23 protein-coding genes are annotated in these 25,491 nt (G+C 72.2%); 11 read left to right on the top strand and 12 right to left on the bottom strand.

Translation table 11 applies throughout. The features are described from left to right. Window positions 1–84 precede the first annotated feature (84 nt). The 9 genes from OG599_RS25780 to OG599_RS25815 form a co-directional block, all read right to left on the bottom strand. The gene (locus OG599_RS25780) at window positions 85–786 is read right to left on the bottom strand and encodes a DUF6197 family protein (RefSeq protein ID WP_327180192.1); all 702 of its coding nucleotides are present in this window, start codon (window positions 784–786) and stop codon (window positions 85–87) included. Window positions 787–1,234: 448 nt separating this feature from the next. Continuing rightward, complete coding sequence (locus OG599_RS25785) at window positions 1,235–1,687, bottom strand: rhodanese-like domain-containing protein (RefSeq protein ID WP_327178333.1); 453 nt, start codon at window positions 1,685–1,687, stop codon at window positions 1,235–1,237. Beyond that, window positions 1,684–2,196 (bottom strand): cysteine dioxygenase, encoded by a 513-nt coding sequence (locus tag OG599_RS25790; protein WP_327180193.1) that lies wholly within the window; start codon window positions 2,194–2,196, stop codon window positions 1,684–1,686. The genes OG599_RS25785 and OG599_RS25790 overlap by 4 nt, the downstream gene beginning before the upstream one ends. Window positions 2,197–2,375: 179 nt before the next feature. After that, window positions 2,376–2,465 carry a putative leader peptide gene (locus OG599_RS35510; protein WP_328719044.1) on the bottom strand — a complete coding sequence of 30 codons (90 nt, stop codon included), beginning with the start codon at window positions 2,463–2,465 and terminating at the stop codon, window positions 2,376–2,378. Window positions 2,466–2,497: 32 nt separating this feature from the next. Next, complete coding sequence (locus OG599_RS25795; protein WP_327178334.1) at window positions 2,498–4,150, bottom strand: FAD-dependent monooxygenase; 1,653 nt, start codon at window positions 4,148–4,150, stop codon at window positions 2,498–2,500. Between the two features lie 170 nt (window positions 4,151–4,320). Next, a complete protein-coding gene (locus OG599_RS25800) occupies window positions 4,321–5,319 on the bottom strand; it encodes an amino acid ABC transporter permease (protein ID WP_327178335.1) in 999 nt (332 codons plus the stop codon). Further along, window positions 5,316–5,963 carry an amino acid ABC transporter permease gene (locus OG599_RS25805; RefSeq protein WP_327178336.1) on the bottom strand — a complete coding sequence of 216 codons (648 nt, stop codon included), beginning with the start codon at window positions 5,961–5,963 and terminating at the stop codon, window positions 5,316–5,318. Before OG599_RS25805 ends, OG599_RS25800 begins: the two co-directional genes overlap by 4 nt. Before the next feature lie 99 nt (window positions 5,964–6,062). Continuing rightward, window positions 6,063–6,986 carry a glutamate ABC transporter substrate-binding protein gene (locus OG599_RS25810; protein ID WP_327178337.1) on the bottom strand — a complete coding sequence of 308 codons (924 nt, stop codon included), beginning with the start codon at window positions 6,984–6,986 and terminating at the stop codon, window positions 6,063–6,065. Between the two features lie 32 nt (window positions 6,987–7,018). Beyond that, window positions 7,019–7,804: an amino acid ABC transporter ATP-binding protein gene (locus tag OG599_RS25815; RefSeq protein ID WP_327178338.1), complete on the bottom strand. Its 786-nt coding sequence runs from the start codon at window positions 7,802–7,804 to the stop codon at window positions 7,019–7,021. A gap of 410 nt (window positions 7,805–8,214) precedes the next feature. Between OG599_RS25815 and OG599_RS25820 the strand changes: the two genes are divergently transcribed. Further along, window positions 8,215–8,907 (top strand): response regulator transcription factor, encoded by a 693-nt coding sequence (locus OG599_RS25820; protein ID WP_327178339.1) that lies wholly within the window; start codon window positions 8,215–8,217, stop codon window positions 8,905–8,907. Window positions 8,908–8,922: 15 nt separating this feature from the next. After that, window positions 8,923–10,317: a sensor histidine kinase gene (locus OG599_RS25825; protein ID WP_327178340.1), complete on the top strand. Its 1,395-nt coding sequence runs from the start codon at window positions 8,923–8,925 to the stop codon at window positions 10,315–10,317. 39 nt (window positions 10,318–10,356) lie between these two features. On the opposite strand, the gene OG599_RS25830 is transcribed toward OG599_RS25825, so the two are convergent. Next, complete coding sequence (locus OG599_RS25830) at window positions 10,357–11,355, bottom strand: TAXI family TRAP transporter solute-binding subunit (protein ID WP_327178341.1); 999 nt, start codon at window positions 11,353–11,355, stop codon at window positions 10,357–10,359. A gap of 95 nt (window positions 11,356–11,450) precedes the next feature. Between OG599_RS25830 and miaB the strand changes: the two genes are divergently transcribed. Beyond that, entirely contained in the window at window positions 11,451–12,980 is a 1,530-nt protein-coding gene (gene miaB, locus OG599_RS25835; RefSeq protein ID WP_327178342.1) for a tRNA (N6-isopentenyl adenosine(37)-C2)-methylthiotransferase MiaB, read from the top strand. A 106-nt stretch (window positions 12,981–13,086) separates the two neighbouring features. Continuing rightward, window positions 13,087–13,821, top strand: coding sequence for a class III extradiol dioxygenase subunit B-like domain-containing protein (locus OG599_RS25840; protein ID WP_327178343.1), 735 nt, complete (start codon window positions 13,087–13,089; stop codon window positions 13,819–13,821). A 186-nt stretch (window positions 13,822–14,007) separates the two neighbouring features. Here OG599_RS25840 and OG599_RS25845 read toward each other — a convergent pair whose 3' ends face one another. Further along, window positions 14,008–14,298: an antitoxin gene (locus OG599_RS25845; RefSeq protein WP_327178344.1), complete on the bottom strand. Its 291-nt coding sequence runs from the start codon at window positions 14,296–14,298 to the stop codon at window positions 14,008–14,010. Window positions 14,299–14,458: 160 nt separating this feature from the next. Here OG599_RS25845 and miaA point away from each other — a divergent pair, with 160 nt between their 5' ends. The 6 genes from miaA to hflX all read left to right on the top strand — a co-directional run bounded on the left by miaA (window position 14,459) and on the right by hflX (window position 22,358). After that, complete coding sequence (gene miaA, locus OG599_RS25850) at window positions 14,459–15,397, top strand: tRNA (adenosine(37)-N6)-dimethylallyltransferase MiaA (RefSeq protein ID WP_327178345.1); 939 nt, start codon at window positions 14,459–14,461, stop codon at window positions 15,395–15,397. A gap of 108 nt (window positions 15,398–15,505) precedes the next feature. After that, on the top strand, window positions 15,506–15,943 hold the full coding sequence (locus tag OG599_RS25855) for a hypothetical protein (protein ID WP_327180194.1): 438 nt from the start codon (window positions 15,506–15,508) through the stop codon (window positions 15,941–15,943). A gap of 33 nt (window positions 15,944–15,976) precedes the next feature. Beyond that, on the top strand, window positions 15,977–16,852 hold the full coding sequence (dapF, locus tag OG599_RS25860) for a diaminopimelate epimerase (protein WP_327178346.1): 876 nt from the start codon (window positions 15,977–15,979) through the stop codon (window positions 16,850–16,852). A gap of 148 nt (window positions 16,853–17,000) precedes the next feature. Next, window positions 17,001–18,983 carry a RelA/SpoT family protein gene (locus OG599_RS25865; RefSeq protein ID WP_327178347.1) on the top strand — a complete coding sequence of 661 codons (1,983 nt, stop codon included), beginning with the start codon at window positions 17,001–17,003 and terminating at the stop codon, window positions 18,981–18,983. A gap of 136 nt (window positions 18,984–19,119) precedes the next feature. Beyond that, on the top strand, window positions 19,120–20,706 hold the full coding sequence (locus OG599_RS25870; protein ID WP_327178348.1) for a M1 family metallopeptidase: 1,587 nt from the start codon (window positions 19,120–19,122) through the stop codon (window positions 20,704–20,706). A gap of 131 nt (window positions 20,707–20,837) precedes the next feature. Beyond that, a complete protein-coding gene (gene hflX, locus OG599_RS25875) occupies window positions 20,838–22,358 on the top strand; it encodes a GTPase HflX (RefSeq protein ID WP_327178349.1) in 1,521 nt (506 codons plus the stop codon). Between the two features lie 99 nt (window positions 22,359–22,457). Here hflX and OG599_RS25880 read toward each other — a convergent pair whose 3' ends face one another. Beyond that, complete coding sequence (locus tag OG599_RS25880) at window positions 22,458–23,681, bottom strand: trypsin-like serine peptidase (RefSeq protein WP_327178350.1); 1,224 nt, start codon at window positions 23,679–23,681, stop codon at window positions 22,458–22,460. Between the two features lie 404 nt (window positions 23,682–24,085). Here OG599_RS25880 and OG599_RS25885 point away from each other — a divergent pair, with 404 nt between their 5' ends. Next, window positions 24,086–25,465, top strand: coding sequence for a diaminobutyrate--2-oxoglutarate transaminase family protein (locus tag OG599_RS25885; protein WP_327178351.1), 1,380 nt, complete (start codon window positions 24,086–24,088; stop codon window positions 25,463–25,465). Window positions 25,466–25,491 lie beyond the last annotated feature (26 nt).

Genomic DNA, 25,491 nt, shown 5'->3' on the forward strand with positions numbered 1-25,491 from the left:
ACGCGTCGAAGCGTTCCGTGGTGGTGCGGATGCAGGCTGCCGAACCCCACTGCCGAGGTCCGGCTGCCGAGGCCCGGCCGACGATCAGTGGCCGGCCAGGGAGGCGCGTCGGATGGTGGCGTCGATCAGGGCGAGAGCGTCGGAGGCGGTGCGGCCCGGTGCCCGGTTCCAGGGGCCGATCAGATCGGTCCAGCCCTGCGAGCGCAGCTCGGTGATCATCCACGCCCCGGCCCGGTCCACGGTGTCGGCGGAGCCGTAGCCGAGCCGGTGAGCCGTGAGCATCGCCCCGCACACACACCGGGCGCCACGGGCGTTGCGCAGCCGGTACGGAGTGTTCTGCCATCCCCATTCCGTCAGGATCAGCCGCGCGTACGCCAGGTGGACCGAGGGGCGTACGTCGCCCCGGCCGATGCGCCGCCAGGAGTGGAGCCGGTCCGGCAGCATCGCGCCGAACCGTCCGGGAAGACGCCGCTCGGCGGGGGACGCGGCGGGCAGGGCACGCAGGGAGTCCGCGACGAGCTGATCGACGGGTACGGAGAGAAGGCCGCGCCACTGCTCCGGTGACCGCGTCGGGAGTCCGTCGGCGAAGGCGGGGGCGGGCGCGGGGCCGGTGCCGAGGTCGGGAGCGGTCGTGGGCGCGTCGGCGGGTCCGGTGGCCGGGCGGAGCGGTACGGGTTCGGGGGCCGAGCGGTCCCAGCCGGTGACGATCCGCCGCCAGGTCTCCGATTCCTGGAGGCGGGACGCCTGGAGGTCGAGTTCGTCCGGGGTGAGGACGGGGGAGTCCATGTCCATCAGCGGGCCATCTCCGTACACGTTCGCCTCGTGGTGCATGAGGCGAATGTCGGGCCTGCGCGGGGACGGCTCCACCGGGGAGCGGCCGTTCGGGTAGGCCCGGGAGCGGCGTGCCTGCGAACGGGGGCCCGCGCGGTGCGAACCGGCGAGCGGCCCAACGGGCGGTACACCGAGGCGGGGCGTCATCGGCCGGAGCGTGGTGCGGGCCGTTACCCCTCGGGTCGGAAGGGCCACGGCCCACCTTCCAGCGCGCGTGCAGTTCTCCGCCGCAGATGGCTCGAATGCCGTCGGACCCGAATGCCGTCGGACCTGAATGCCGTCGGGCCCGAAAGTCGTGGGACCTGCGTCGTGGGGCCGGACCGTTGGCCACAGGTCGGGCCGGCCCCACGGAGCGCCAACTTCGGACGCGTATGTTCATCCGCGTACGTTCATCCGCGTACTGTCACTCGGCGGCGGCGGCGGCGGGGGCGGTGACCGGGAGGCCGGCCGCCCGCCATGCCTGGAAGCCGCCGACGAGATCGGTGGCGCGGGTCAGGCCGAGCCGGTGCAGGGAGGCCACCGCGAGGCTGGAGGCGTATCCCTCGTTGCAGACGATCACGATCCGCAGGTCGTGGCCGACCGCTTGTTCCGCGCGGTGGCTGCCCCAGGGGTCGAGCCGCCACTCCAGTTCGTTCCGTTCGACGACCAGCGCACCCGGGATCAGGCCGTCGCGTTCGCGTAGGGCGGCATAGCGGATGTCGACCAGCAGAGCACCTCGGGCGGCTTCCGCCGCGGCCTCTTCAGGACCGATCCGCTCGAAGTCCTCCCGTACCCGGTCGAGGAACTCGTCGATACCGACCGGCCCGGAGGCGGAGCCGCCGCCCCAGGCCGTGCGGACGTTCTCGTGCTCGCTCAACTCCAGTCCTCCGGAATCTCGGTCTGCTCCAGCCGGAGCACTGCGCCGGAACGGCTGTAGCGGCGGATGCGGGGCAGCGGCGGATAGTACGCGTGCACGGAGACGGCGTGTTCGGTGGCGGACTCGTTGAGCACCTCGTGCACATGGTGGCGGCCGAAAGCGCGTCCCTGACCAGCCGTCAACTCGCGGCTCCGGTCGATCCCTTCGCTCAGCTCCAGCGTCTTCCACCCGTCGGTGGGCAGCCGGGCGGCCAGCGAGTGCTCCTTCAGGGCGCCGGAAGCGGTGAGGAAGGCGCCGACCGAGTCCGCGTGGTCGTGCCAGCCGGTACCCGTGCCCGGCGGCCAGCCGATCAGCCACGCCTCACTGCCCGCCGGCCCGTCCAGCCGCACCCAGGTGCGGCCCTCGGGGTCGAGCGGCAGGGAGGCGATCAACTCGGCGTCGGCCGCGGTCCGGCGGGCGAATTCGAGCAGTTCCGCCACCGTCGGCGCGGTCGCCACAGAGGCTTCGATCGGGAGGGCGGGGGCTTCGAGGGCTTCGAGGGAAACGTCGGGTACGGAGGCAGCCGCCGGCGCCGGGGAGGCCGCGGGCACGGAAGAGGCGGAGAGCGCAGACACGATGACCGTCCTGAGAGTTCGCGTGGAGGCGCGTGCCGGTGCGGAGGCAGCACGGCACGGCGAGGGAAGGCGAGTCAGCAGGAAGGGCGACACACGCAGCCCGCGTAGCGGACGAGGTCCATGTGGACCCTCCGCCACAGGCGTACGCAGGTGTCGTCGGTCATGTTCTGGAGTACACCACGCGTGTTCACGCGGGTCAATTGAGTGTGGCGGCCCTCTCGGAGCGCGTGGAGGCGCGCGGGGGCGAGTCGTCGTCCGCCGGGGAAGCGCCGGGCGTGCCGGGCGGACCGCCCCGTGCGGCGTCCGCCGCGGCGAAGAGTTCCGCCGGCCGCACCCCGGCGAACGAGGCCACCAGATGTCCGTCCGGCCGGATCAGCAGAACCGCGTGGGCCCCCGCCCCGGGATAGCTCTCCGTGACGAGGAGTTCGCTCTCCACCGGAAGGGCGCGCACGGCTTCCGCGAGGCGTGGCATCACACCCGCCGTCATCCAGTGCCGTCGGTCCCAGACGCCCGTGCCCGGGGCGACCAGCACCACGAGGAACCGGCCCCGTCCCAGCCGGGCCCGCAGTCGTACGGATGTTCCGTCCGGAGCGGTTGCTCGCACCTCGGCGACCGGCGCACCGGGGGGCGTACCGACCGGGACGTGCGCCTGGGCGTGCTGTGGTGCGAGGGGGGAGTGCGTGTACGAAGGGGGCGCGCCGAGCGGGCCGTACCCGAGATGTGCGTCGAAGAAGAGGGTGTCGTGCCCGCGTGCGCCGCCCGCCACCAGGGTCCGCAGGCCGCCTCCGCCGCGCAGTATCGGCAGCGACTGGTCGGCGGCGCGCAGCCGGGCGGCCACGGCGGCCCGGCGTTCGGCCTGGTAGCTGTCGAGCAGCAGTTCGGACGCTCCGTGGTGCCAGGCCTGGGCCAGCTTCCACGCGAGGTTCTCGGCGTCCCGCAGGCCCTCGTCCACGCCCTGGGTGCCCAGCGCGCCCAGCAGATGGGCGGCGTCCCCCGCGAGGAACGCCCGCTCGACCCGCCAGCGCAGCGCGAGCCGGTGGTGGACCGTGTGGACACCCGTGTCCAGCAGCTCGTAGGGCGGGGTCTCCCCGCACCAGCCGGCCAGCGTCTCCCGGGTGCGGGCGATCAGCGCCTCGGGCGTGACCAGTTCTCCCTGCGCCGGGAGCAGCCAGTCGAGCCGCCAGACCCCGCCCGGCAGCGGGCGGGCCGTCACCTCGGAGCCGACCGAGCGCCACGGCGGTTGACGGTGCAGCACGGCCTGTCCCGGCCAGGGGAGTTCGACCCGCAACGCGGCGACGGCGTGGCGTTCCACGGCGGTCCGGCCCGGGAACCTGACGTCCAGGAGTTTGCGCACGGTGGAACGCGCTCCGTCGCATCCGACCAGGTAACTTCCGCGCCACCAGGTCGCGTCGGGGTCCTTGGTGTGCACGGTCACGCCGGACGCGTCCTGCTCCAGGGTGTCGACCCGGCTGAGCGGCACGAGCCGGATCAGCTCGTGCGCCGCCACGGCGGCCCGCAGCCCCCGGGTGAGTGCGTGCTGCGGCAGGTGGACGGGCGCCGGCGCCGATCCGCTGTCCGGGCCCTCGCCGAGCGGTACCTCACGCACCAGCTGGTTCCGGCGGAGCGAACGCCAGCCCGACCAGCTCAGCGCCGCGCGGTCCGGAGTGGCGCAGCCGAGCCGCATGACCAGGTCGGCGGTGTCCTCGCGCAGTACCACCGTGCGGGCGGGGCGCGGTTCGTCCTTGCCGAGCCCCTCGTCGAGGAGGACGGAGGGCACGCCGTGCGCCGCCAGGGCGAGGGCGAGCGTCAGACCGACGGGCCCGGTGCCGACGACGATCACCGGGTCCACGGTGCGTACCCTCCGGCCCGAACGGTCATGCGAAACCTGGTAGTCGAAGCGGTCGAAGTCCGGTGCGTGATCACAGAACGTATGCAACCCACTGGGGGTGCCCGCGTCAAGCGAGCGAGGCAGCGGCGCATGCGCCGCTGCCTCGAATGCTCCTTGCTCCGGGCGGTCCGTCAGGACTTGCCGATGGTCCCGGTGTTCCCTTCGGTCCCCCCGGTCCCGTCGGTCGCGACCGTCTTCGCGACGGCGCCGTCGGCCGGCCCGAGGTCAGCGCCCCCTGCGCCCCCCGGCCGGGCGGCCGGGACGGTGGCGGTCGCGACGGGCGCGTCAATGCCGGCGGCCGGAGCGGCCGACGCCACGGCGATGCCCGTCTTGGCCCGCCGCCCGCGCCGCTCGATCCACGTCGCGAGCGCCGACAGCAGCAGACACATCGTCACGTAGATGGTGCCGATGACGACGATCGTCGAGACGTACGGGTACTTGCCGTCGACCAGGGTGTTGGAGGCGATCAGCCGCGCGGTCTGGAGCAGCTCCGGGTACAGGATGATGTAGCCGAGCGAGGTGTCCTTGAGGGTCACCACCAGCTGGCTGATGATCGTCGGCAGCATCGCCCGTACGGCCTGCGGCATCAGTACGCCGAGCATCACCTGGGTCTTGCTCATGCCCAGCGCGTACGCGGCCTCGCTCTGGCCCCGGGGGACCGAGTTGATTCCGGCCCGCAGCACCTCGGCCTGGACGCAGCCGTTGTAGACGGAGAGGCCGAGCGCCAGCGCCCACATCGAGTAGTCGGTCAGGAAGCCGACCCAGATCGCGTAGATCGTGATGAGCAGCGGGATCGAGCGGAACAGTTCGATGAAGGTGGTGGCGAGCCAGCGCACCGGCCGGTGGTCGGAGAGGCGGCCGACCGCGAGCACCACACCGAGGACGACCGAACCGACCGCCGCCAGGCCGAAGACCTTCAGCGTGGCGAGCACCGCGTCGGCGATGTTCTGCCGGATGCCCGCGTAGTTGAAGATGTCCCACATGCCGGAATCGAGGTTGCCCGTGTCCGACAGCCGCTTGACGGCGAAGATGATCAGCGCCGCGATGGCGACGCCGCCGACCACCGCGTAGACGCGGTTGCGGGCGGTGGCCTTCGGGCCCGGCGCGTCGTAGAGAACGCTGGCACTCATCGGGCGACCTCCATACGGCGCTCCAGCAGCCGGAAGAGACCGCTGATGACAAAGGTGACGACCAGGTAGCCGAGGGCGACCCAGATGAAGACGGGCGTGATCGCGTAGCCGCGGTCGCTCATCAGCTTCTGCCAGCCGAACAGCTCGGCGACGCTGAAGGCGCCGGCGATGGCCGAGTTCTTCGTGAGGGCGATGAAGATGCTGCTCAGCGGCGGGATCACGGACCGGGTCGCCTGGGGGAGGACAACGAGGCGCAGGGTCTGCGGGAAGGACATGCCGATCGAGCGGGCGGCCTCGGCCTGGCCCAGCGGCACGGTGTTGATGCCGGAGCGGACCGCCTCGCAGACGAACGACGAGGTGTAGAAGCCCAGCGCCAGCGAGCCGAGGACGAACGGGCTCAGGCCCGAGAAGAAGACCTGCGGCACGACGAAGAAGAAGATCAGGAAGAGCAGCGTCAGCGGGGTGTTGCGCAACAGCGTCACCCAGGCCGTGCCGAAGAACCGCAGGGGCGGCACCGGTGAAACCCGCATGCCGGCGATGGCGACGCCGAGCACCAGTGCGATGACCGAACTGACGGCGGTGATCGACACCGTGCCTATGAAGCCGTCGCGGAACTCCGGGAAATTGTCGAGCAGTACGTTCATGAGGTCTCCGCGTCGGCTGTCAGCGGCATCGGGCGTACGGGGCAGGTCGGGCGGGCGGGGCCGCCCGGCGTCGGGGAAGTGACGCCGGGCGGCGCGCCGTCAGTAGCGCTCGATGGCCGGCGGGGCGGTGTACGCCGAGCCGGACAGACCGAGGGTCGCGTCGTAGATCTTCTTGTACGAGCCGTCCTGGATGTGCTTCTCCAGCGAGTCGTTGATCGCGTCGCGCAGCACCTTGTCGTCCTTGTTCAGGCCGACGCCGTAGGGCTCCTCGGTGAAGGGCTTGCCGATGACCCTCAGCTTCTTGGGGTTCTGGGCCGCGTAACCCTTGAGGATCGAGTCGTCGGTGGTGACCGCGTCGACCTGGTTGGTCAGCAGCTGCTGCACGCAGTCCGAGTACTTGGCCAGCTCGACGACGCTCGCGCCGTACTCGGGCTTCTTGATCTCCTGGAGCGGGGTGGAACCCACGATCGAGCAGACCTTCTTGCCCTTCAGCGTGTCGGTGCCGGTGATGGCCTTCTCGTCGGAGCGCACCAGCAGGTCGGCGCCCGCCTTGTAGTACGGACCCGCGAAGCCGACCAGCTGCTTGCGCTTGTCGTTGATCGTGTACGTACCGACGAAGTAGTCGACCTGGCCCTTGGAGATCGCCGTCTCACGGATGCCGGAGTCGACGGTCTTCCACTCGATCTGCTTGTCCGAGAAGCCGAGGTCCGCGGCGATCATCTTGGCGATCTCGATGTCGAAGCCGGAGCGCTCCTTCGTGGACTGGTCCTCGAAGCCCAGGTACGGCTGGTCGGCCTTGGCGCCGATGATCAGCTTGCCGCGCTTCTTCGCCTCCTTGAAGGCCGGCGAGTCCAGGTCGACCCCGGTGGCGACGGTGTACGTGGGAAGGGCGGGCGCGTCGGAGGCGCCGGGCTTGGTGCCCGCGGGCTTGTCCCCGGCCGAGCCTTCCTTGCCCCCACAGGCGGTGGCGGTCAGAGCGATGACGGCGATGGCCGCGAGGGCGGCCGACTTGCGGAGCTGCATCTGAACTTTCCTTCTGTCGTCGGTCGTTGTCGTCAGTGGTGAAGGATCTTCGACAGGAAGTCCTTGGCCCGGTCGCTGCGGGGGTTGCTGAAGAACTGGTCGGGCGTGGCCTCTTCGACGATCTTTCCGTCCGCCATGAAGACGACACGGTTGGCGGCGGAGCGGGCGAAGCCCATCTCGTGGGTGACGACGATCATCGTCATGCCGTCCCGGGCCAGCTGCTGCATGACTTCGAGGACCTCGTTGATCATCTCCGGGTCGAGCGCCGACGTGGGCTCGTCGAAGAGCATGACCTTCGGGTTCATCGCCAACGCCCGTGCGATGGCGACGCGTTGCTGCTGGCCGCCGGAGAGCTGGGCCGGGTACTTGTCCGCCTGCGCGCCCACCCCGACCCGGTCGAGCAGGGTCCGGGCCTTTTCCTCCGCGGCCTTCTTGTCGGTCTTGCGGACCTTGACCTGGCCCAGCATGACGTTCTCCAGCACGGTCTTGTGCGCGAAGAGGTTGAACGACTGGAAGACCATGCCCACATCGGCGCGCAGCCGGGCAAGTTCCTTGCCCTCCTGGGGAAGCGGGCGTCCGTCGATCGTGATCGACCCCGAATCGATCGTCTCCAGGCGGTTGATCGTGCGGCACAGTGTGGACTTGCCGGACCCGGACGGTCCGATGACGACCACGACCTCGCCCCGGGCGATGGTCAGATCGATGTCCTGGAGCACATGCAGCGCGCCGAAGTGCTTGTTGACGTCGCTCAGTACGACGAGGTCGTCGGCCTCGGGTGCGGCATTCTCGGCGGCCTTCGTCACTGAAACTCCGCTCATCGGCTCTTGCTCCGTCCTCCTCGGGTGGCTAGGACACTAGTGACGCAGCGCGATGACCGTCAGTAGATCTGAGGGAGAATTGAGGATAACGATCCGGCATTCCCCGGATACCCGGTGTGAAGGGGTCGGGCGCCCCGTGCACGCCGGCGTACCGGGTCGGTAACGGAAACCCCGTCGTAACGGGCCGGGACTTGACTGGATCCCGCGCGTCGGCGTTGATGCCCAGGAGGGCACGGGGAGGCGGACCGGAGTCCGGTGGCAGGTCCCGCGGGGCGTGCCGGGGGAGCGAACGCCGTCTATCGTCTCCTCCTGGGGTGACGCCCTGTAAAGCCTGTCCCGCCAGGAAGGGGGAGGCTTTCCTTCAGGCGGCGCCCGGGGACCACGACCGGCGGACACGGAGAGGAGGGCCAGTGAGACTGCTGCTCGTCGAGGACGACAACCACGTCGCCGCGGCCCTGTCCGCCGTGCTCGCGCGCCACGGCTTCCGGGTCGTGCACGCCCGCGGCGGCGAGGAGGCCCTGCGCGCCCTGCTCCCCGCCGAGCGGGAGCCCTTCGGGGTCATCCTGCTGGACCTCGGGCTGCCGGACCAGGACGGTTACGAGGTGTTCGGCAGGATCCGCAAGCGCACCTCCACCCCCGTCATCATGGTGACCGCCCGAGCCGACGTCCGCTCGCGCATCCACGGACTCAACCTCGGCGCCGACGACTACGTCACCAAGCCCTACGACACCGGCGAACTGCTCGCCCGCATCCACGCCGTCGCCCGCCGCACCACCGGCGGCGAGGACACCGCGCCGATCCCGCTCGCCGCGCTGCTGCTCGGAGTCGTACGGGTCGAGCTGCCCACCCGCCGGGTCAGTGTCGACGGCACCGAAGTCCCGCTCACCCGCAAGGAGTTCGACCTCCTCGCCCTCCTCGCCCAGCGCCCCGGCGTGGTGTTCCGGCGCGAGCAGATCATCAGTGAGGTGTGGCAGACCAGTTGGGAGGGGACCGGCCGGACGCTGGAGGTGCACGTCGCCTCGCTCCGCGCCAAGCTGGGGCTGCCCGCACTCATCGAGACGGTGCGAGGGGTCGGCTACCGGCTCGTCCCGCCGGCCGCCTGAGGACCCGCCGCTCCGGTGCGTACCCGTCTGCTGCCCCTGCTCATCGTGCTCATGGCCGCCGTGCTGCTGGCGCTCGGCTTCCCCCTGGCGGTGAGCGTGGCCGGCGCCGAGCAGCAGAAGGTCGTCATCGACCGGATCGACGACACCGCGCGCTTCGCCGCACTCGCCCAGTTCATCAGCGAACCGGTCGCCCCCGACGACGAACGCCGCCGCACCCTCCAGGCGGATCTCGACGCCTACGCCACCGTGTACGGCATCCGGGCCGGGATCTTCTACCGCGACGACCGCTACCTCGCCAAGGCGCCCTCCACCTGGAACCTGCCCCGGGAGGGCGAGGGCCGCGCCGCCTTCCAGGAGGCGCTGCTCGGCCGCCGCTCCCACGATCCGCCCCAGGTCTGGCCCTGGCAGCGCGGCCGGATCGTCGTCGCCTCGCCCGTCGTGCGCGACGGGGACGTCGTCGCCGTCGTCGTCATCGACTCGCCCACCGACGAGATGCGGGCCCGCATCCAGCACGGCTGGCTGATCATCGCCCTCGGCGAGGCGGCGGCGATGCTGGTGGCGGTCGGGGCGGCGTTCCGGCTCACCGGCTGGGTGCTGCTCCCCGTGCGGACCCTGGACGCAGCCACCCACGACATCGCGCGCGGCCGGATGCGCTCCCGTGTGGTCGAGGGCGGCGGACCTCCCGAACTCCGCAGACTGGCCCGCTCCTTCAACGAGATGGCCGACAACGTCGAAGAAGTCCTCGAACAGCAGCGGGCGTTCGTCGCGGACGCCTCCCACCAACTGCGCAACCCGCTCTCCGCACTGCTGCTGAGGATCGAGCTGCTCGCCCTCGAACTCCCCGAAGGCAACGAGGAGATCGCCTCGGTGCGGCTGGAGGGGAAGCGGCTGGCCCAGGTCCTCGACGACCTGTTGGACCTGGCACTCGCCGAGCACGCCGAGGCCGACCTCGCCCTCACCGACGTCGCCGCCCTCACCGCCGAGCGCGTCGCGGCCTGGCACCCGGTCGCCGACGGGAAGGGCGTGGGCCTCACCCAGGACGGGGCCCCGGCCGTCACCGCCTGGGCCGACCCGATAGCGCTCTCCAGCGCGCTGGACGCGGTGATCGACAACGCGCTGAAGTTCACCCCGCCCGGCCAGGACGTGACGGTGTCGGTCGCCGCCGAGGGCACCGTCTCCACCGTCGTGGTCGCCGACCGGGGCCCCGGACTCACCGACGAGGAACTGGCCCGCGTGGGGGACCGCTTCTGGCGGAGCAACCGCCACCAGAACGTCCGGGGCTCCGGCCTCGGCCTGTCCATCTCGCGGGTGCTGCTCGCGGCGGGCGGCGGCACGATCGGCTACGGCCGCAACGACCCCCACGGCCTGCGGGTCACGGTGTCCGTACCGCGCGACGCCCCGCACGTCTGACCGGGCGGTCCGTCGACGGGGCCGGCCCGGACTCCGCGGCTACGGCTTGACCGACCGGTAGTACTCCTGGGCGCCGTCGTGCAGCCGCAGCGGATCGGTGTAGATGGCCGTCCGCAGGTCCACCAGCTGCGCCGAGTGCACCTCCCGCCCGATCCGGTCCCGGCTGTTGATGACGGTACGGGTGAACGCCTCGGTCATCGCCGTGTCCGTCCGGTCCGTGGTCACCAGCAGATTGGCGACGGCGATCGTGGGTACGGACTGCCCCCGCTGCACGTCCGGGTAGGCGTCGGCGGGCATGACGGCCGCACGGTAGTAGCGGGTCGAACCGCCCGCCGCCTGGAGCCGGCGGATCAGCTCGCCCTCCAGCGGTACCAGCCGGACGTCGGTCCGTCGCGAGAGCTGCTGGACCGCGCTGGTCGGCAGCCCGCCGGACCAGAAGAAGGCGTCGAGCTTCCCCTCCACCATCAGCGAGGGCATGGTGTCGATCCCGGCCGTCACCGGAATGACCCCCTTCGCCGGATCGACGCCGGCCGCGGTCATCAGCCGGTCGGCGACCAGCTTCACCCCGGACCCGAGCTGCCCGACGCCCACCCGCTTGCCCCGCAGGTCGGCGACGCTCCGCACGGAGGAGGAGCGGGGCACGATCAGCTGCACGTAGTCGTCGTAGAGGCGGACGCAGCCGCGGAGCCGCCGCGCCCCGGGCCTGCCGCTCCGCAGGTACGTTGCCACGGAGTCGGCGGTGGCGATGGTGAAGTCCGCCTCACCCGCCGCGACCCGCTCGATGTTCTGCTGCGAGCCCTGACTGGTCCGCAGCTGTATGGAGACCCCCGGCATGTCCGTCGCCAGCGCCCCTTCGAGCCGCTCCCCGTAGAGCTGGTAGACCCCGGTCCGTACGCCGGTGGAGAAGACGAGGGAACCGCTCGGCGAAGGGCTGTCGAGCGGCAGCGCCCACCAGAGCAGGAGCCCCAGCGAGACCGCCGAGGCGCCGCCCGCGCGCAGCAGGCGGCGGCGGGCGGGGGACGGGCCGGTCGGGGACATGGCCGCGATCCTGCCAGCCCGGGGCCCGCGCTGACCAGAGCCGCCCGCGAACGGGAGCGGGGAGGGGGCTTTCCCGGAGCGCCTACCCTTGAGGGATGACCAGCAGCAGCGACCGGAGCCTCGCAGTGGACGTTCAAGAACTCAAGAGCTACGAAATCCGTACGTACGGATGCCAGATGAACGTCCACGACTCGGAGCGGCTGTCGGGCCTGCTGGAGGACGCCGGTTACGTCCGTGCCCCCGAGGACGCCGACGGCGACGCCGACGTCGTGGTCTTCAACACGTGCGCGGTCCGTGAGAACGCCGACAACAAGCTCTACGGCAACCTCGGCCGACTCGCCCCGATGAAGACCAAGCGCCCCGGGATGCAGATCGCGGTCGGCGGCTGCCTCGCCCAGAAGGACCGCGACACCATCGTGAAGCGGGCCCCGTGGGTCGACGTGGTCTTCGGCACCCACAACATCGGCAAGCTCCCGGTGCTGCTGGAGCGCGCCCGCGTCCAGGAAGAGGCGCAGATCGAGATCGCCGAGTCCCTGGAGGCGTTCCCGTCCACGCTCCCCACCCGCCGCGAGTCGGCCTACGCCGCGTGGGTCTCCATCTCGGTCGGCTGCAACAACACCTGCACCTTCTGCATCGTGCCCGCCCTGCGCGGCAAGGAGAAGGACCGCCGCACCGGCGACATCCTGGCCGAGATCGAGGCACTGGTCGCCGAGGGCGTATCCGAGATCACCCTGCTCGGCCAGAACGTCAATGCCTACGGCTCCGACATCGGCGACCGCGAGGCGTTCTCCAAGCTGCTGCGAGCCTGCGGGAAGATCGAGGGCCTGGAGCGCGTCCGCTTCACCTCGCCGCACCCCCGCGACTTCACCGACGACGTGATCGCCGCGATGGCCGAGACGCCTAACGTGATGCCGCAGCTCCACATGCCGATGCAGTCCGGCTCGGACTCGATCCTGAAGGCCATGCGCCGCTCCTACCGGCAGGAACGCTTCCTCGGCATCATCGAGAAGGTGCGCGCCGCGATGCCGGACGCCGCCATCTCCACCGACATCATCGTGGGCTTCCCCGGCGAGACGGAGGAGGACTTCGAGCAGACCATGCACGCGGTGCGCGAGGCCCGCTTCGCCAACGCCTTCACCTTCCAGTACTCCAAGCGCCCCGGGACCCCGGCCGCCGACATGGACGGGCAGATCCCCAAGGAGATCGTGCAGGAGCGCTACATGCGCCTCTCCGCCCTCCAGGAGGAGATCTCCTGGGAGGAGAACAAGAAGCAGGTCGGACGCGTCCTGGAGGTCATGGTCGCGGAGGGCGAGGGCCGCAAGGACGGCTCGACCCACCGGCTCTCCGGCCGCGCCCCCGACAACCGCCTCGTCCACTTCACCAAGCCGGAGGGCACCGTGCGCCCCGGTGACGTGGTGACCGTCGAGATCACCTACGCCGCCCCGCACCACCTGCTCGCCGAGGGCGCCACGCTCGCCGTGCGCTCCACCCGGTCCGGCGACGCCTGGGAGAAGCGGAACGCCGCCGCGGCGGCCAAGCCCGCCGGCGTGATGCTGGGCCTGCCCACCATCGGTGCCCCGGCTCCGCTGCCGGCCGGCTCCGCGCCGGGCTGCGGCTGCGACTGACCCGTCTCCGGGGCCCTGCCCGGGGTTCGCCGACCGGGCCCGCTCACCGGTGGGGGAGCGGGCCCTGTCCCTCATCGACCGGGGAGCGGCCAGTACGCTGACCGGCATGCTTGTCGCCGCCGCCGTGAGCCCCTGCCCGCCCCTGCTGGTCCCCGAGGTCGCCGCCGGGGCCGCCCCCGAGCTCGACCCGGTCCGGGCCGCCTGCGCCGAGGCCCTCGCCGACCTCGCCCGGGCCCGCCCCGATCTGCTGATCGTGGTCGGGCCCGCGGCGGAGGGCGAGCGGGGCACCTTCCCCGCGGGGGCCGCCGGGGACTTCCGCGGCTTCGGCGTCGACCTCGGCGTCCGCCTCGGCACCGGCACCTCTGCCGGTGCCACCCCTGACGACGGCACGCCCTCCCGTCCGCTGCCCGCCTCGCTCGCCGTCGGCGCCTGGCTGCTCGCGGCGGCCGGCTGGACCGCGTCCCCGGTGGAAGGGCTCGGTGTCGGCGAACCGCTCTCCCCGGAGCGCTGCGCCGAGGCCGGACGGGGCCTGGCGGAGCGCGCCGAGCGGGTGGCCCTGCTGGTGATGGGCGACGGCAGTGCCTGCCGCACGGTCAAGGCGCCCGGCTATCTGGACCCCCGCGCCGAGGGATTCGACGCCGCCGCCGCGCGGGCCCTGGGCGCGGCGGACGTGCGGGCCCTCGCGGAAATCGACGCCCCCCTCGCGTACGCCCTGAAGGCGGCGGGGCGGGCCCCCTGGCAGGTGCTCGCCGGCGCCGCGGACGGGGCGGGCCTGCGCGGCCGGCCGCTGTACGAGGACGCGCCGTACGGAGTGGGCTACACCGTCGCCGCCTGGTCCTGAGCCCGTCGCGGGCCGAAGCACTCCCGTCGGCCGCCACGTCACCCGTACGGGCTCCGCAAACGGGTGACGGCCGCGGAGCCGGGCCCCGCGGCCGTCCTTCTGATCTTCCGTACCGGCGCGCCGTACGGTCGTGCCGTCGGCTGTTGCGGCTGTTGCGGCTGTTGCGTCCGGCTGTGTCGTCCGGCCTCAGTGGGCCGGCGGCGGGGGCGTGCCGCCCGTGCCGTCGAAGCCCGTCGTCGGGCCCGGGCCCTGCGCGTCCTTGTGGCCGAGGCGGTCCACCGTGTCCTTCGCCTTCTGCGTGCCGTTCTGGATCTTGTCGCTGTACTTGCCCTTGGTCTTCTCGTCGACCGTGCGGGCGGCCTTGTCCAGGCCCTGCCCGATCTTGCCCCCGTGCTGCTGTGCGAGGTCCCCGACCTTGTCGCCGACCTTCTCCTTCGCCGGTCCCAGCCGGGCCTTCAGATTGTCCAGGAACCCCATGGGTCACCCTCCGTGCCGTGGTCGCTCGGGCCGAACCAGCTCCCGCACCGGCACTCCTGTCCGGTGCCGCCGATTTTACTCGCGAGGAACAAAAGGTGCGCAGTCGTACAAATGGTGGGGTCGGGTCGGCGGGGCGCGGGAGGTTTGGGAGACTGGGGCGGTGAGAAACCCAGTTCCGGCACCCCGCGTCATCACCGTCGTCGGCCCCACGGCAGCAGGCAAGTCCGATCTGGGGGTGTTCCTCGCCCAGCGGCTCGGCGGCGAGGTGGTCAACGCCGACTCCATGCAGCTGTACCGGGGCATGGACATCGGCACCGCGAAACTCACCGTCCCCGAACGCGACGGCGTCCCGCACCACCTGCTGGACGTCTGGGACGTGACCCGCACGGCCAGCGTCGCGGAGTACCAGCGCCTCGCCCGCGCGGAGATCGACCGGCTGCTCTCGGAAGGCCGGTCCGCGATCCTGGTCGGCGGCTCGGGGCTGTACGTGAAGGGCACCATCGACGCCCTGGAGTTCCCCGGCACCGACCCCGAGGTGCGCGCCCGGCTCGAACAGGAACTGGCCGAACGCGGCCCCGGCGCCCTCCACGAGCGGCTCGCCGCCGCCGACCCCGGCGCCGGCCGGGCGATCCTGCCCAGCAACGGCCGCCGCATCGTCCGCGCCCTCGAAGTCATCGAGATCACCGGCAAGCCGTTCACCGCCAACCTTCCGGGCGAGGAACCGGTCTACGACGCCCTCCAGATCGGAGTGGACGTCGAACGCCCGGAGCTCGACGCCCGGATCGCCCTGCGCGTCGACCGGATGTGGGAGGCGGGCCTGGTGGACGAGGTCCGGGCGCTGGAGGCCCAGGGGCTGCGCGAGGGGCTCACCGCCTCCCGTGCGCTCGGCTACCAGCAGATGCTCGCGGCGCTGGCCGGCGAGTGCACCGAGGACGAGGCCCGCGCCGAGACCGTGCGCGCCACCAAGCGTTTCGCGCGCCGTCAGGACTCCTGGTTCCGCCGTGATCCGCGGGTCCACTGGCTCGGCGGTGGGGAGTTGGACCGGGAGGAACTCCCGGACCGGGCCCTGACGTTGGTCGAACGAGCGGTCACACTCTGATCACGTGATGGCATCGGGACGCCCCGTGCGTCCTTTCCGCCCGTGCGGGCGTGCCATCATCGAGCATCGATCGATACAGGGAAGTCCGAGTTGGGAGGGCGCGTGGCGATGGAGGCCGGCCCTCGTGACACGGAGCAGGAGGCGGCGGAGCGGCGCCTCGCCGCCGAGCGGCTCAACTCCGACCTGCCCGACGAGAGCGTCGTGACGCCCGAGGTCGAGGTCGAGCTCAGGCCGGCCCGCCGGCTGCGGATCTGGCAGCTCGCCCCGATCGTGGTCCTCGGCGCGATCGGCTCGCTGATGTTCGCGTTCCCCCTCGCCTTCGAGTTCGGCGACGGCGGGGCCGTCGTCGCCATGCTCGGCCTCCTGATCAGCGGCTGCGCCGCCGGATGGGGCATGATGGCCGCCCGCCGGGTCGGCCACACCTGGCCCGGCCTGCCCGCCAGAGGCTCCGGCACCCGCCCCGACTGGCGGGTGATCGCGCTCTACGGGGTGCTCGTCCTCGCCCTCGTCGGCCTGGCCGTCTGGCGCGTGGCCCGCCTGCGCTGATCGCGCGCACCCCGGCGCCCGTACAGTTGCTCTGTGAGCACCGAGCAGATCACCTTCTTCAAGGGTCACGGCACCGAGAACGACTTCGTGATCATTCCGGACCCGGACAACCGCCTCGACCTGCCCCCGGCCGCCGTCGCGCGGCTCTGCGACCGCAGGGCCGGTATCGGCGGGGACGGGCTGCTGCACGTCGTGCGGTCCGCCGCCCACCCCGAGGCCCGCGCCATGGCGGACGAGGCCGAATGGTTCATGGACTACCGCAACGGCGACGGTTCGATCGCCGAGATGTGCGGCAACGGCGTGCGCGTCTTCGCCCGCCACCTCCAGCGCGCCGGACTCGCCGAGGCGGGGGACCTCGCGATCGCGACCCGCGGCGGGATCAAGCGGGTGCACCTCGCCAAGAACGGTGACATCACCGTCTCCATGGGAGTCGCGGAGCTGCCCGCCGAGGGTGTCACCGTCACGGTGGACGGCCGGAGCTGGGAAGCGCGCAACGTCAACATGGGCAACCCGCACGCCGTCGCCTTCGTGGATGACCTGGCGCACGCCGGGAACCTGTTCGCCGAGCCCGCGTACGGCCCCGCGGCGGTGTACCCCGAGGGTGTCAACATCGAGTTCGTCGTCCGCCGGGGCACCCGGCACGTCGCGATGCGGGTGCACGAGCGCGGCTCCGGCGAGACCCGCTCCTGCGGAACCGGCGCCTGCGCCGTCGCCGTCGCCTCGGCCCGCCGGGACGGCATCGACCCCGCGGTGACCGGGACGCCCGTCACGTACACCGTGGACCTGCCCGGCGGCACGCTGGTGATCACGGAACACCCGCACGGCGCCATCGAGATGACCGGCCCCGCCGTCATCGTCGCCGAAGGGGTCCTCGACGCGGAGTGGATCGAATCGGTGCTCGGACGATAACCCGACAACGTTTCGCTCGAACGGGTGATCCGCTTCACGCTGCGCGAGAGGCGGACTGCCGTACGTGGTGGGGTCGGTAGCATCAAGCACCGGCCCGGGGACATCAAGGTCTGCCTCTCACCGCCGGTCGACGTCGCCGGAGGTGCCCATGAGTGCAGAGGCCGCCAGTCCAGGTGTCCCCGTCCGCAAACGCTCCCGCCCCCGGATCGATCTGCGCAGACTCGGCCGGGTGGCGCTTCTCGGCCCGGTCTCCCGGGGAAGGCTGCCGGACGCGATCGGCCACGTGGCGGAGGCGCACCGGGCGCACCACCCGGACGCCGATCTCTCCGTCCTGAGCCGCGCCTACGTCCTGGCCGAGTCCTCCCACCGCGGCCAGATGCGCAAGAGCGGCGAGCCCTACATCACCCACCCGCTCGCCGTGACCCTGATCCTCGCCGAACTCGGCGCCGAGACAACGACTCTGACGGCCTCTCTGCTTCACGACACGGTCGAGGACACCGAGGTGACGTTGGATCAGGTACGCGAGGAGTTCGGCGAGGAGGTCAGTTATCTCGTCGACGGCGTCACGAAGTTGGAGAAGGTCGACTACGGCGACGCCGCCGAACCCGAGACCTTCCGCAAGATGCTCGTCGCCACCGGCGACGACGTCCGGGTCATGTCGATCAAACTCGCCGACCGCCTCCACAACATGCGCACCCTCGGCGTGATGCGGCCGGAGAAACAGGTGAGGATCGCCAAGGTCACCCGGGACGTCCTCATCCCGCTCGCCGAACGCCTCGGTGTGCAGGCCCTGAAGACCGAGCTGGAGGACCTCGTCTTCGCCATCCTCCACCCCGAGGAACACGCGCACACCCAGACGCTCATCGCCGAGTCGGAGAGCGGGCAGAACCCTCTCGCCACCATCGCGCAGAACGTCCGCAGCACCCTGCGCGAGGCCGGCATCTCCGCCGAAGTCCTCATCAGGCCACGCCACTTCGTCTCCGTGCACCGGGTCCGGATGAAACGCGGGGAGCTGCGCGGCACCGACTTCGGCCGGCTCCTGGTGCTGGTCGGCGAGGACGCTGACTGCTATGCCGTCCTCGGTGAACTCCACACCTGTTTCACCCCGGTGATCTCCGAGTTCAAGGACTTCGTCGCCGCCCCCAAGTTCAACCTGTACCAGTCGCTGCACACCGCGGTCGTCGGGCCGGGCGGCGCGGTCGCCGAAGTCCTCATCCGTACGCACCGGATGCACAAGGTCGCCGAGGCGGGCGTGGTCGCCCTCGGCAATCCGTACGCCCCCGACGCCGGCGCCGCCGCCGGGGAGGAACCGGCCGACGGCGAACGCGTCGACCCCACCCGGCCCGGATGGCTCTCCCGGCTGCTCGACTGGCAGGAGTCCGCGCCCGACCCGGACACCTTCTGGAGCACGCTCCGCGCCGACCTCGCCGAGGACCGCGAGATCACCGTCTTCCGCACCGACGGCCGCACCCTCGTGCTCCCGGCCGGCGCCAGCTGCGTGGACGCCGCCTACGCACAGTACGCCGACGGGGCGCACCGCTGTATCGGCGCGCGGGTCAACGGCCGCCTCGCGACGCTGGCCACCGCCCTGGGGGACGGCGACACCGTGCAACTCCTGCTCGCCCGCGACACCGTCTCCGGCCCCTCCCGCGAGTGGCTCGACCACGCCCGTACCCCCGCCGCGCGCATCGCCATCGCCGGCTGGTTCGACGCCCACCCGGAGGACGCCGCCTCGCAGGACGCCGAGGACGCGCGGTACGCCCCGTACACCGACGGCCCGTACACCGGCGGCCCGGCCGGGGCGGAGTCGGGCGGCGGGGACACCGATGGACCCGGCCGGCCCCCGGCGCACTCCCCGCAGGCCCCGGGCGCCCAGGGCGCGGGCGACGGCGCGCCCGAATGCCTGGTCACCCTGGTCGCGGAATCCTTCGGGCGCCCCCGGCTCCTCGCCGACCTCACCGAGGCGATCGCGACCGCCGACGCGGCCATCGTCGCCGCCACCGTCGAGCCGCCCAGCGAGCAACGGGTGCGCCACACCTACACGTTGCAGCTCACCGACGCGCACGGGCTGCCCGCCCTGGTGCGGGCCATGCGGGACGTCGCCGGGGTCTACGACGTCAGTCGCGCCTGACGGGCCGTCGGACGAAGGGCAGGCGGGCGGAGGCAGGGCGGCCCCGCCGCCGGGCGGGCCCGGTGGCCACCTCGTTCGGGTGGCCCGACCGCGCGGCGTCCCCCGGCGGAGGGAACGCCGCTGATAGCGGTGATCCATGCCGCCCACCTCCCGCCGCCTGCGCACCGTCCTGCTGGCCGCCGCGTCGGCCGGCCTGATCGCCGCCGCACCGCCCGCTCCCCCAGGAGGCGGCCCCCTCGGAATCGGGGACCGGCTCTTCCCGACACTCGGCAACCCCGGCTACGACGTCCTCTCGTACGACATCGCCCTCGACTACGACGGCCGCAACACCGACCCGCTGGAAGCCGTCACCGTCATCAGGGCACGCACCACCGAACCCCTGGACCGGATCAACCTCGACTTCGCCCGGGGAGAGGTCCACTCGGTCGCGGTCAACGGGCTGGCCGCCCGGTTCACCGGAGCGGACGAGGACCTCGTCGTCACCCCGGTCGCGCCGCTGCCCGCCGGGGTGCCGGTGCGCATCACCGTCCGGCACACCAGCGACCCCGAGCAGGGCGCGGACAGCGGCGGGTGGGTCCGCACCGGCGACGGCCTCGCCCTCGCCGGACAGGCCGACGCCGCGCACCGGGTCTTCCCCTGCAACGACCACCCGGCCGACAAGGCGTACTTCACCTTCCGGATCACCACCCCCGAGCGGCTCACGGCCGTCGCCAACGGACTGCCGGCCGGGGAGCGCCACCGGGGCACCACGGTGACCAGGACCTTCCGCACCGAGCACCCGATGGCCACCGAGCTCGCCCAGGTCTCCCTCGGCACCTCCGAGGTCCTGCACCGCGACGGCCCCGGCGGCCTGCCGCTGCGCGACGTCGTCCCGGCGGCCGACGCGGCGGTCCTGGAACCCTGGCTGAGCAGGACCCCCGGCCAGCTGGAGTGGATGGAGCGGCAGGTCGGCCCGTACCCCTTCGAGACGTACGGGTTGCTGGTGGCCGACTCGGTCACCGGCTTCGAGCTGGAGACCCAGACCCTGTCGCTCTTCGAACGCCGCCTCTTCACCGGGAACACGCACCCCGAGTGGTACGTCGACTCGGTGATGGTCCACGAGCTGGCGCACCAGTGGTTCGGCGACAGCGTCTCCCCTGCGTCCTGGTCCGACCTCTGGCTCAACGAGGGGCACGCGAGCTGGTACGAGGCCCGTTACGCCGCGGAGCGGGGCGGCCCCACCCTGGAGCGGCGCATGCGGAACGCGTACACCCAGTCCGACGGCTGGCGCGCGGCCGGCGGGCCCCCGGCCCGCCCCGCCCCGCCGACCGCCGGGCACAAGCTCGACCTGTTCCAGCCGGTGGTCTACGACGGCAGCGCCCTCGTCCTCTACGCGCTGCGCCAGGAGATCGGCGCCGAGGCCTTCGACCGGCTGGAGCGCGCGTGGGTGCGCGGGCACCGCGACGAGTCCGCCACCACGGCCGACTTCGTGCGGCTCGCCTCGCGCACGGCCGGACGCGATCTCTCGGGGTTCCTGGACGGCTGGCTGTACGGGGCGAAGACCCCCGCGATGCCCGGTCACCCGGACTGGCGCGGTGCCGCCCCGAAGGCGGCCCCGACGGCAGCTCCGAAGCCGGCTCCGACGACGGCCCCGAAGCCTGCTTCGCACACGGCCCCGAGGACGGCCCGGCCGACCCGCCGGCCGGCGGCGCCGGTCCGAGGCGCCACGGGGAAACCCGCATGACGGGCCCGGCGGGCGCATGCCACTATCAGGGGTCGGCAACGCGGCCGGGCCCGGCGCATTCCTTCGGGAATCATCCGGGGACGTGACGCGTTGTGACTGTCACCACGAGAAATCTTCGGCGTAAGGATCCAATGACCTCCTCTTCTTCCCTTCCCCAGGACGCGCAGGACGCGCAGAGCGCCACGGAGTCCGCCTCCGCACGTGCCACCGAGAGCCTTCGGGCCGACGCCCTGATGGAAGAGGACGTCGCCTGGAGCCACGAGATCGACGGAGAGCGGGACGGCGACCAGTTCGACCGCTCCGAGCGTGCCGCGCTGCGACGCGTGGCCGGCCTCTCCACCGAGCTCGAGGACGTCACCGAGGTCGAGTACCGGCAGCTCCGTCTGGAGCGTGTGGTGCTCGTCGGCGTGTGGACCTCCGGGACCGTGCACGACGCGGAGATCTCCCTCGCGGAGCTGGCCGCGCTCGCCGAGACGGCGGGCGCCCAGGTGCTCGACGCCGTCTACCAGCGCCGCGACAAGCCGGACCCGGCCACCTACATCGGCTCGGGCAAGGCGCTGGAGCTGCGCGACATCGTGCTCGAATCCGGCGCCGACACCGTCGTCTGCGACGGTGAGCTCAGCCCCGGCCAGCTCATCCACCTCGAAGACGTCGTCAAGGTCAAGGTGGTCGACCGGACCGCGCTGATCCTCGACATCTTCGCCCAGCACGCCAAGTCCCGCGAGGGCAAGGCGCAGGTTTCCCTGGCGCAGATGCAGTACATGCTGCCGCGCCTGCGAGGCTGGGGTCAGTCGCTCTCCCGGCAGATGGGTGGCGGTGGCTCCAGCGGCGGTGGCGGCATGGCCACGCGTGGTCCCGGTGAGACCAAGATCGAGACCGACCGGCGTCGGATCCGCGAGAAGATGGCGAAGATGCGCCGGGAGATCGCGGAGATGAAGACCGGCCGCGAGATCAAGCGGCAGGAGCGCAAGCGCAACAAGGTGCCCTCGGTGGCCATCGCCGGTTACACCAACGCCGGCAAGTCCTCCCTGCTCAACCGGCTGACCGGAGCCGGCGTCCTGGTGGAGAACGCCCTGTTCGCCACCCTGGACCCGACCGTCCGCCGGGCCGAGACGCCCAGCGGCCGGGGCTACACCCTGGCCGACACCGTCGGGTTCGTACGCCACCTGCCGCACCACCTGGTCGAGGCGTTCCGCTCCACCATGGAGGAGGTCGGCGACTCCGACCTGATCCTGCACGTGGTGGACGGCTCGCACCCCGTCCCGGAGGAGCAGCTCGCCGCCGTCCGCGAGGTGATCCGGGAGGTCGGCGCCACCGACGTCCCCGAGATCGTCGTGATCAACAAGGCGGACGCGGCCGACCCGCTCGTCCTCGCACGGCTGATGCGCGCCGAGCGGCACGCCATCGCCGTCTCGGCCCGTACCGGCGCCGGGATCGACGAGCTGCTCGCGCTGATCGACGCCGAGCTGCCCCGGCCGTCCGTGGAGATCGAGGCCCTGGTCCCGTACATCCAGGGCGCCCTGGTGTCGCGGGTGCACGCCGACGGCGAGGTGATCTCCGAGGAACACACCGCGGAGGGCACCCTGCTCAAGGCACGGGTCCACGAGGAACTCGCCGCGGAACTCGCGGTGTTCGTCCTCGCGGCCCACTGACCGCGGCCCACTGACCGGGCACCGCACCCGCACGCACCGGAGGCCCGGCCGCTCCCCCGAGGGGGAACGGCCGGGCCTCCGGCGTGAGCGTCACCGCGGTCACTGCCCCGCGTACTTTTGGCTCACCCCGTCGTAGACCGCCTTCGCCTCCTTGCCCAGGCGCGGTCCCGCGAGCCAGCCCGCCGTGACCGGGCCGATCGAGGTGTTCGAGAACAGGGCGGGCTTGCCGTCGGCGCCCTCGCCGACCCAGCCGCCGCCCGAGGCGCCGCCGGTCATCGTGCAGCCGATGCGGTACATCGTGGGCTGGTCCTGGAAGACCGAGAGCCGGCCCGGGGTGTCGTCGCACTGGAACGCCTTCTGCCCGTCGTACGGGGGAGCGGCGGGGTAGCCGGTCGCCGTCAACGAGGAGATCCCGGAGACCGCGGGCGCGTCGAAGTCGACCGCCAGCGCCGAGCCCACCGTCTCCTCCAGCGACTTGCCCGTCGCCCCCGTCTCCGGCGTCACGTGCAGCACCGCGAAGTCGTACGGGGCGCCCTGGCCACCGGTGGAGGCGCCCTGCGCGATCCACTGGTCCGAGGTGGAGGCCCAGTCGCTCCACCACACGCCGTACGGAGCGATCTCCTCCTTCGACGCCGTCTCCAGCTTCGCCGTCTCCATGCCGCTGTCGTTGTACCCGGGGACGAAGGCGATGTTGCGGTACCAGCCGCCCTCCTTGCCCGCGTGCACGCAGTGCCCGGCGGTCCACACCAGGTTCGACTTGCCGGGGTGCGCCGGGTCCTTCACCACGGTGGCGGAGCAGACCATCGAGCCCTCGGGACCGTCGAACAGCAGCTTGCCGCTCTCCGGCACGCTGTCGTGGTACGGGGTGTGCGCCTCGACGGCCTCCCGGACGGCGGGCGTCGGATCGGTCACCCCCTCGTCGCCGGAGATGTCGTCGGCGACGGGCTGCTCCGGGGCGGGGTCGGCCTCCCGCATCCGCTCCGGGTTCCAGAGGTTCTCGATGATCGGGTTGACGTAGTCCTTCGCCTCACGGAGCCACTGGTCCTTGTCCCAGTTCTTCCACTCGCCGTTCCGCCACTTGTCGAGATCGATCCCGTGCGCCTTGAGCCGGTCCTTCAACTCGTCCGGGATGACGATCTTCCCGTCCGAGGAGGCGGTGGCCGAGCCGGTGGGCTCCTTGGCCGCACCGTCGTCCTCGGGGCCGCAGGCGGTCGCCGTGAGGGCGAGTGCCGTCGCGAGGGCGGCGGCGGCCAGCACGGACGAGGACCTGCGGCGCCCGCCCCTCCCGTTCCGGGCGGCATCGATCGGGTGAATGGGTCGCATCTGGTGATCCCCCTGGGACTTCGTCGTTCGTCGCTGCGTACGGCACCCCGGTCGCCCCGGTGCGCCCTGCCTGCCGGGCATACGGCTCCGCGCCGCACGGGCCGGGACGGGTCGTGAATGCCCCTTCCCCGGCGCCCGGTTGGGCAACGGCCCTATGCTGAGCGGCCTCTACTATGCCGGTGCTGTCGAAGACCGCGCCGGGCAGGTCCGTGGTTCCGCTCCGTCGGGTTCCGCCGCCCGCAAGGATCTTCCGATTTACCCGTGATCCCCGGCCCGCCGGCTCGTTGGTCCGTACGGGGGACTCACGCTCGGAGTTCACCCGCGCACTCTGTCGCCGGGAGAACGTACTCCGGGACGACGCAACGACGTGCAACGCAACCGTGAACGCAGGAGGATCAACAGCCGTGGCCGTGACCGAATCAGCACCGGCGGCCCTGTCCGCGGCGCACGAGGGCATCCTGCGCCGCCAGTCGCTGCGCGAGTCGGCGGCGCGCACCTACGCGCGCTCCCTGCCGATCGTGCCCGTGCGGGCACGCGGGCTGACCATCGAGGGAGCCGACGGCCGCAGATACCTCGACTGCCTCTCCGGCGCGGGCACCCTGGCGCTCGGCCACAACCACCCCGTGGTGCTGGAGGCCATCCGCAAGGTCATCGACTCCGGTGCGCCGCTGCACGTCCTCGACCTCGCCACCCCCGTGAAGGACGCCTTCACCACCGAACTGTTCGCCACGCTCCCGGGCGAACTGGCCCGCGACGCCCGCATCCAGTTCTGCGGACCCGCCGGAACCGACGCCGTCGAGGCCGCGTTCAAGCTGGTGCGCGCGGCCACCGGCCGCACCGGACTGCTCGCCTTCACCGGCGCCTACCACGGCATGACCTCCGGGGCGCTCGACGCGTCCGGCGGCGCCCAGGAGGTGCGCGTCACGCGCCTGCCCTTCCCGCAGGACTACCGCTGCCCCTTCGGGATCGGCGGGGACCGGGGAGCCGAGATCGCCGCCCACTGGACCCAGCACCTACTGGACGACCCCAAGGGCGGGGTCCCCGCCCCGGCAGGCATGATCCTCGAACCCGTGCAGGGCGAGGGCGGGGTCAACCCCGCCCCCGACGCCTGGATGCGCCGGATGCGCCGGATCACGGCCGACCGGTCCATCCCGCTGATCGCCGACGAGGTGCAGACCGGCGTCGGCAGGACCGGCCGCTTCTGGGCGGTCGAGCACAGCGGGGTGGTCCCCGACGTGATGGTGCTCTCCAAGGCGATCGGCGGCTCGCTGCCCCTCGCCGTGATCGTCTACCGCTCCTCCCTCGACCTCTGGCAGCCCGGCGCCCACGCCGGCACCTTCCGCGGCAACCAGCTCGCCATGGCGGCGGGCGCGGCCACCCTCGCGTACGTCCGTGAGAACGGCCTGGCCGAACGCGCCGGCGAGCTCGGCGAACGCATGCTCGGCCGGCTCCGCGAGCTGGCCGCGCACCACCCCGCGATCGGGCACGTCCGGGGGCGCGGCCTGATGATCGGCGTCGAACTCGTCGACCCCGAGGCCGCTCCCGAGCAGGACGGCGGCCCACCCCCGCCCGACCCGGGCTTCGCCGTCGCCGTGCAGCAGGAATGCCTTCGCCGCGGCCTCATCGTCGAACTCGGCGGGCGCCACGACGCCGTCATCCGGCTGCTGCCGCCCCTCACCCTCACCGACGAACAGGCGACGGCGGTCCTCGACCGCCTCGCCGACGCGCTGCAAGCCGCAGAAGGCTCGCCGCACCGGCGGGCCGCTGCCGGGTCGCTCCGCTGACCCCGCAACCCCTCACAAGGAAGAAG

The sequence above is a fragment of the Streptomyces sp. NBC_01335 genome (assembly GCF_035953295.1).
Classification (GTDB): domain Bacteria; phylum Actinomycetota; class Actinomycetes; order Streptomycetales; family Streptomycetaceae; genus Streptomyces.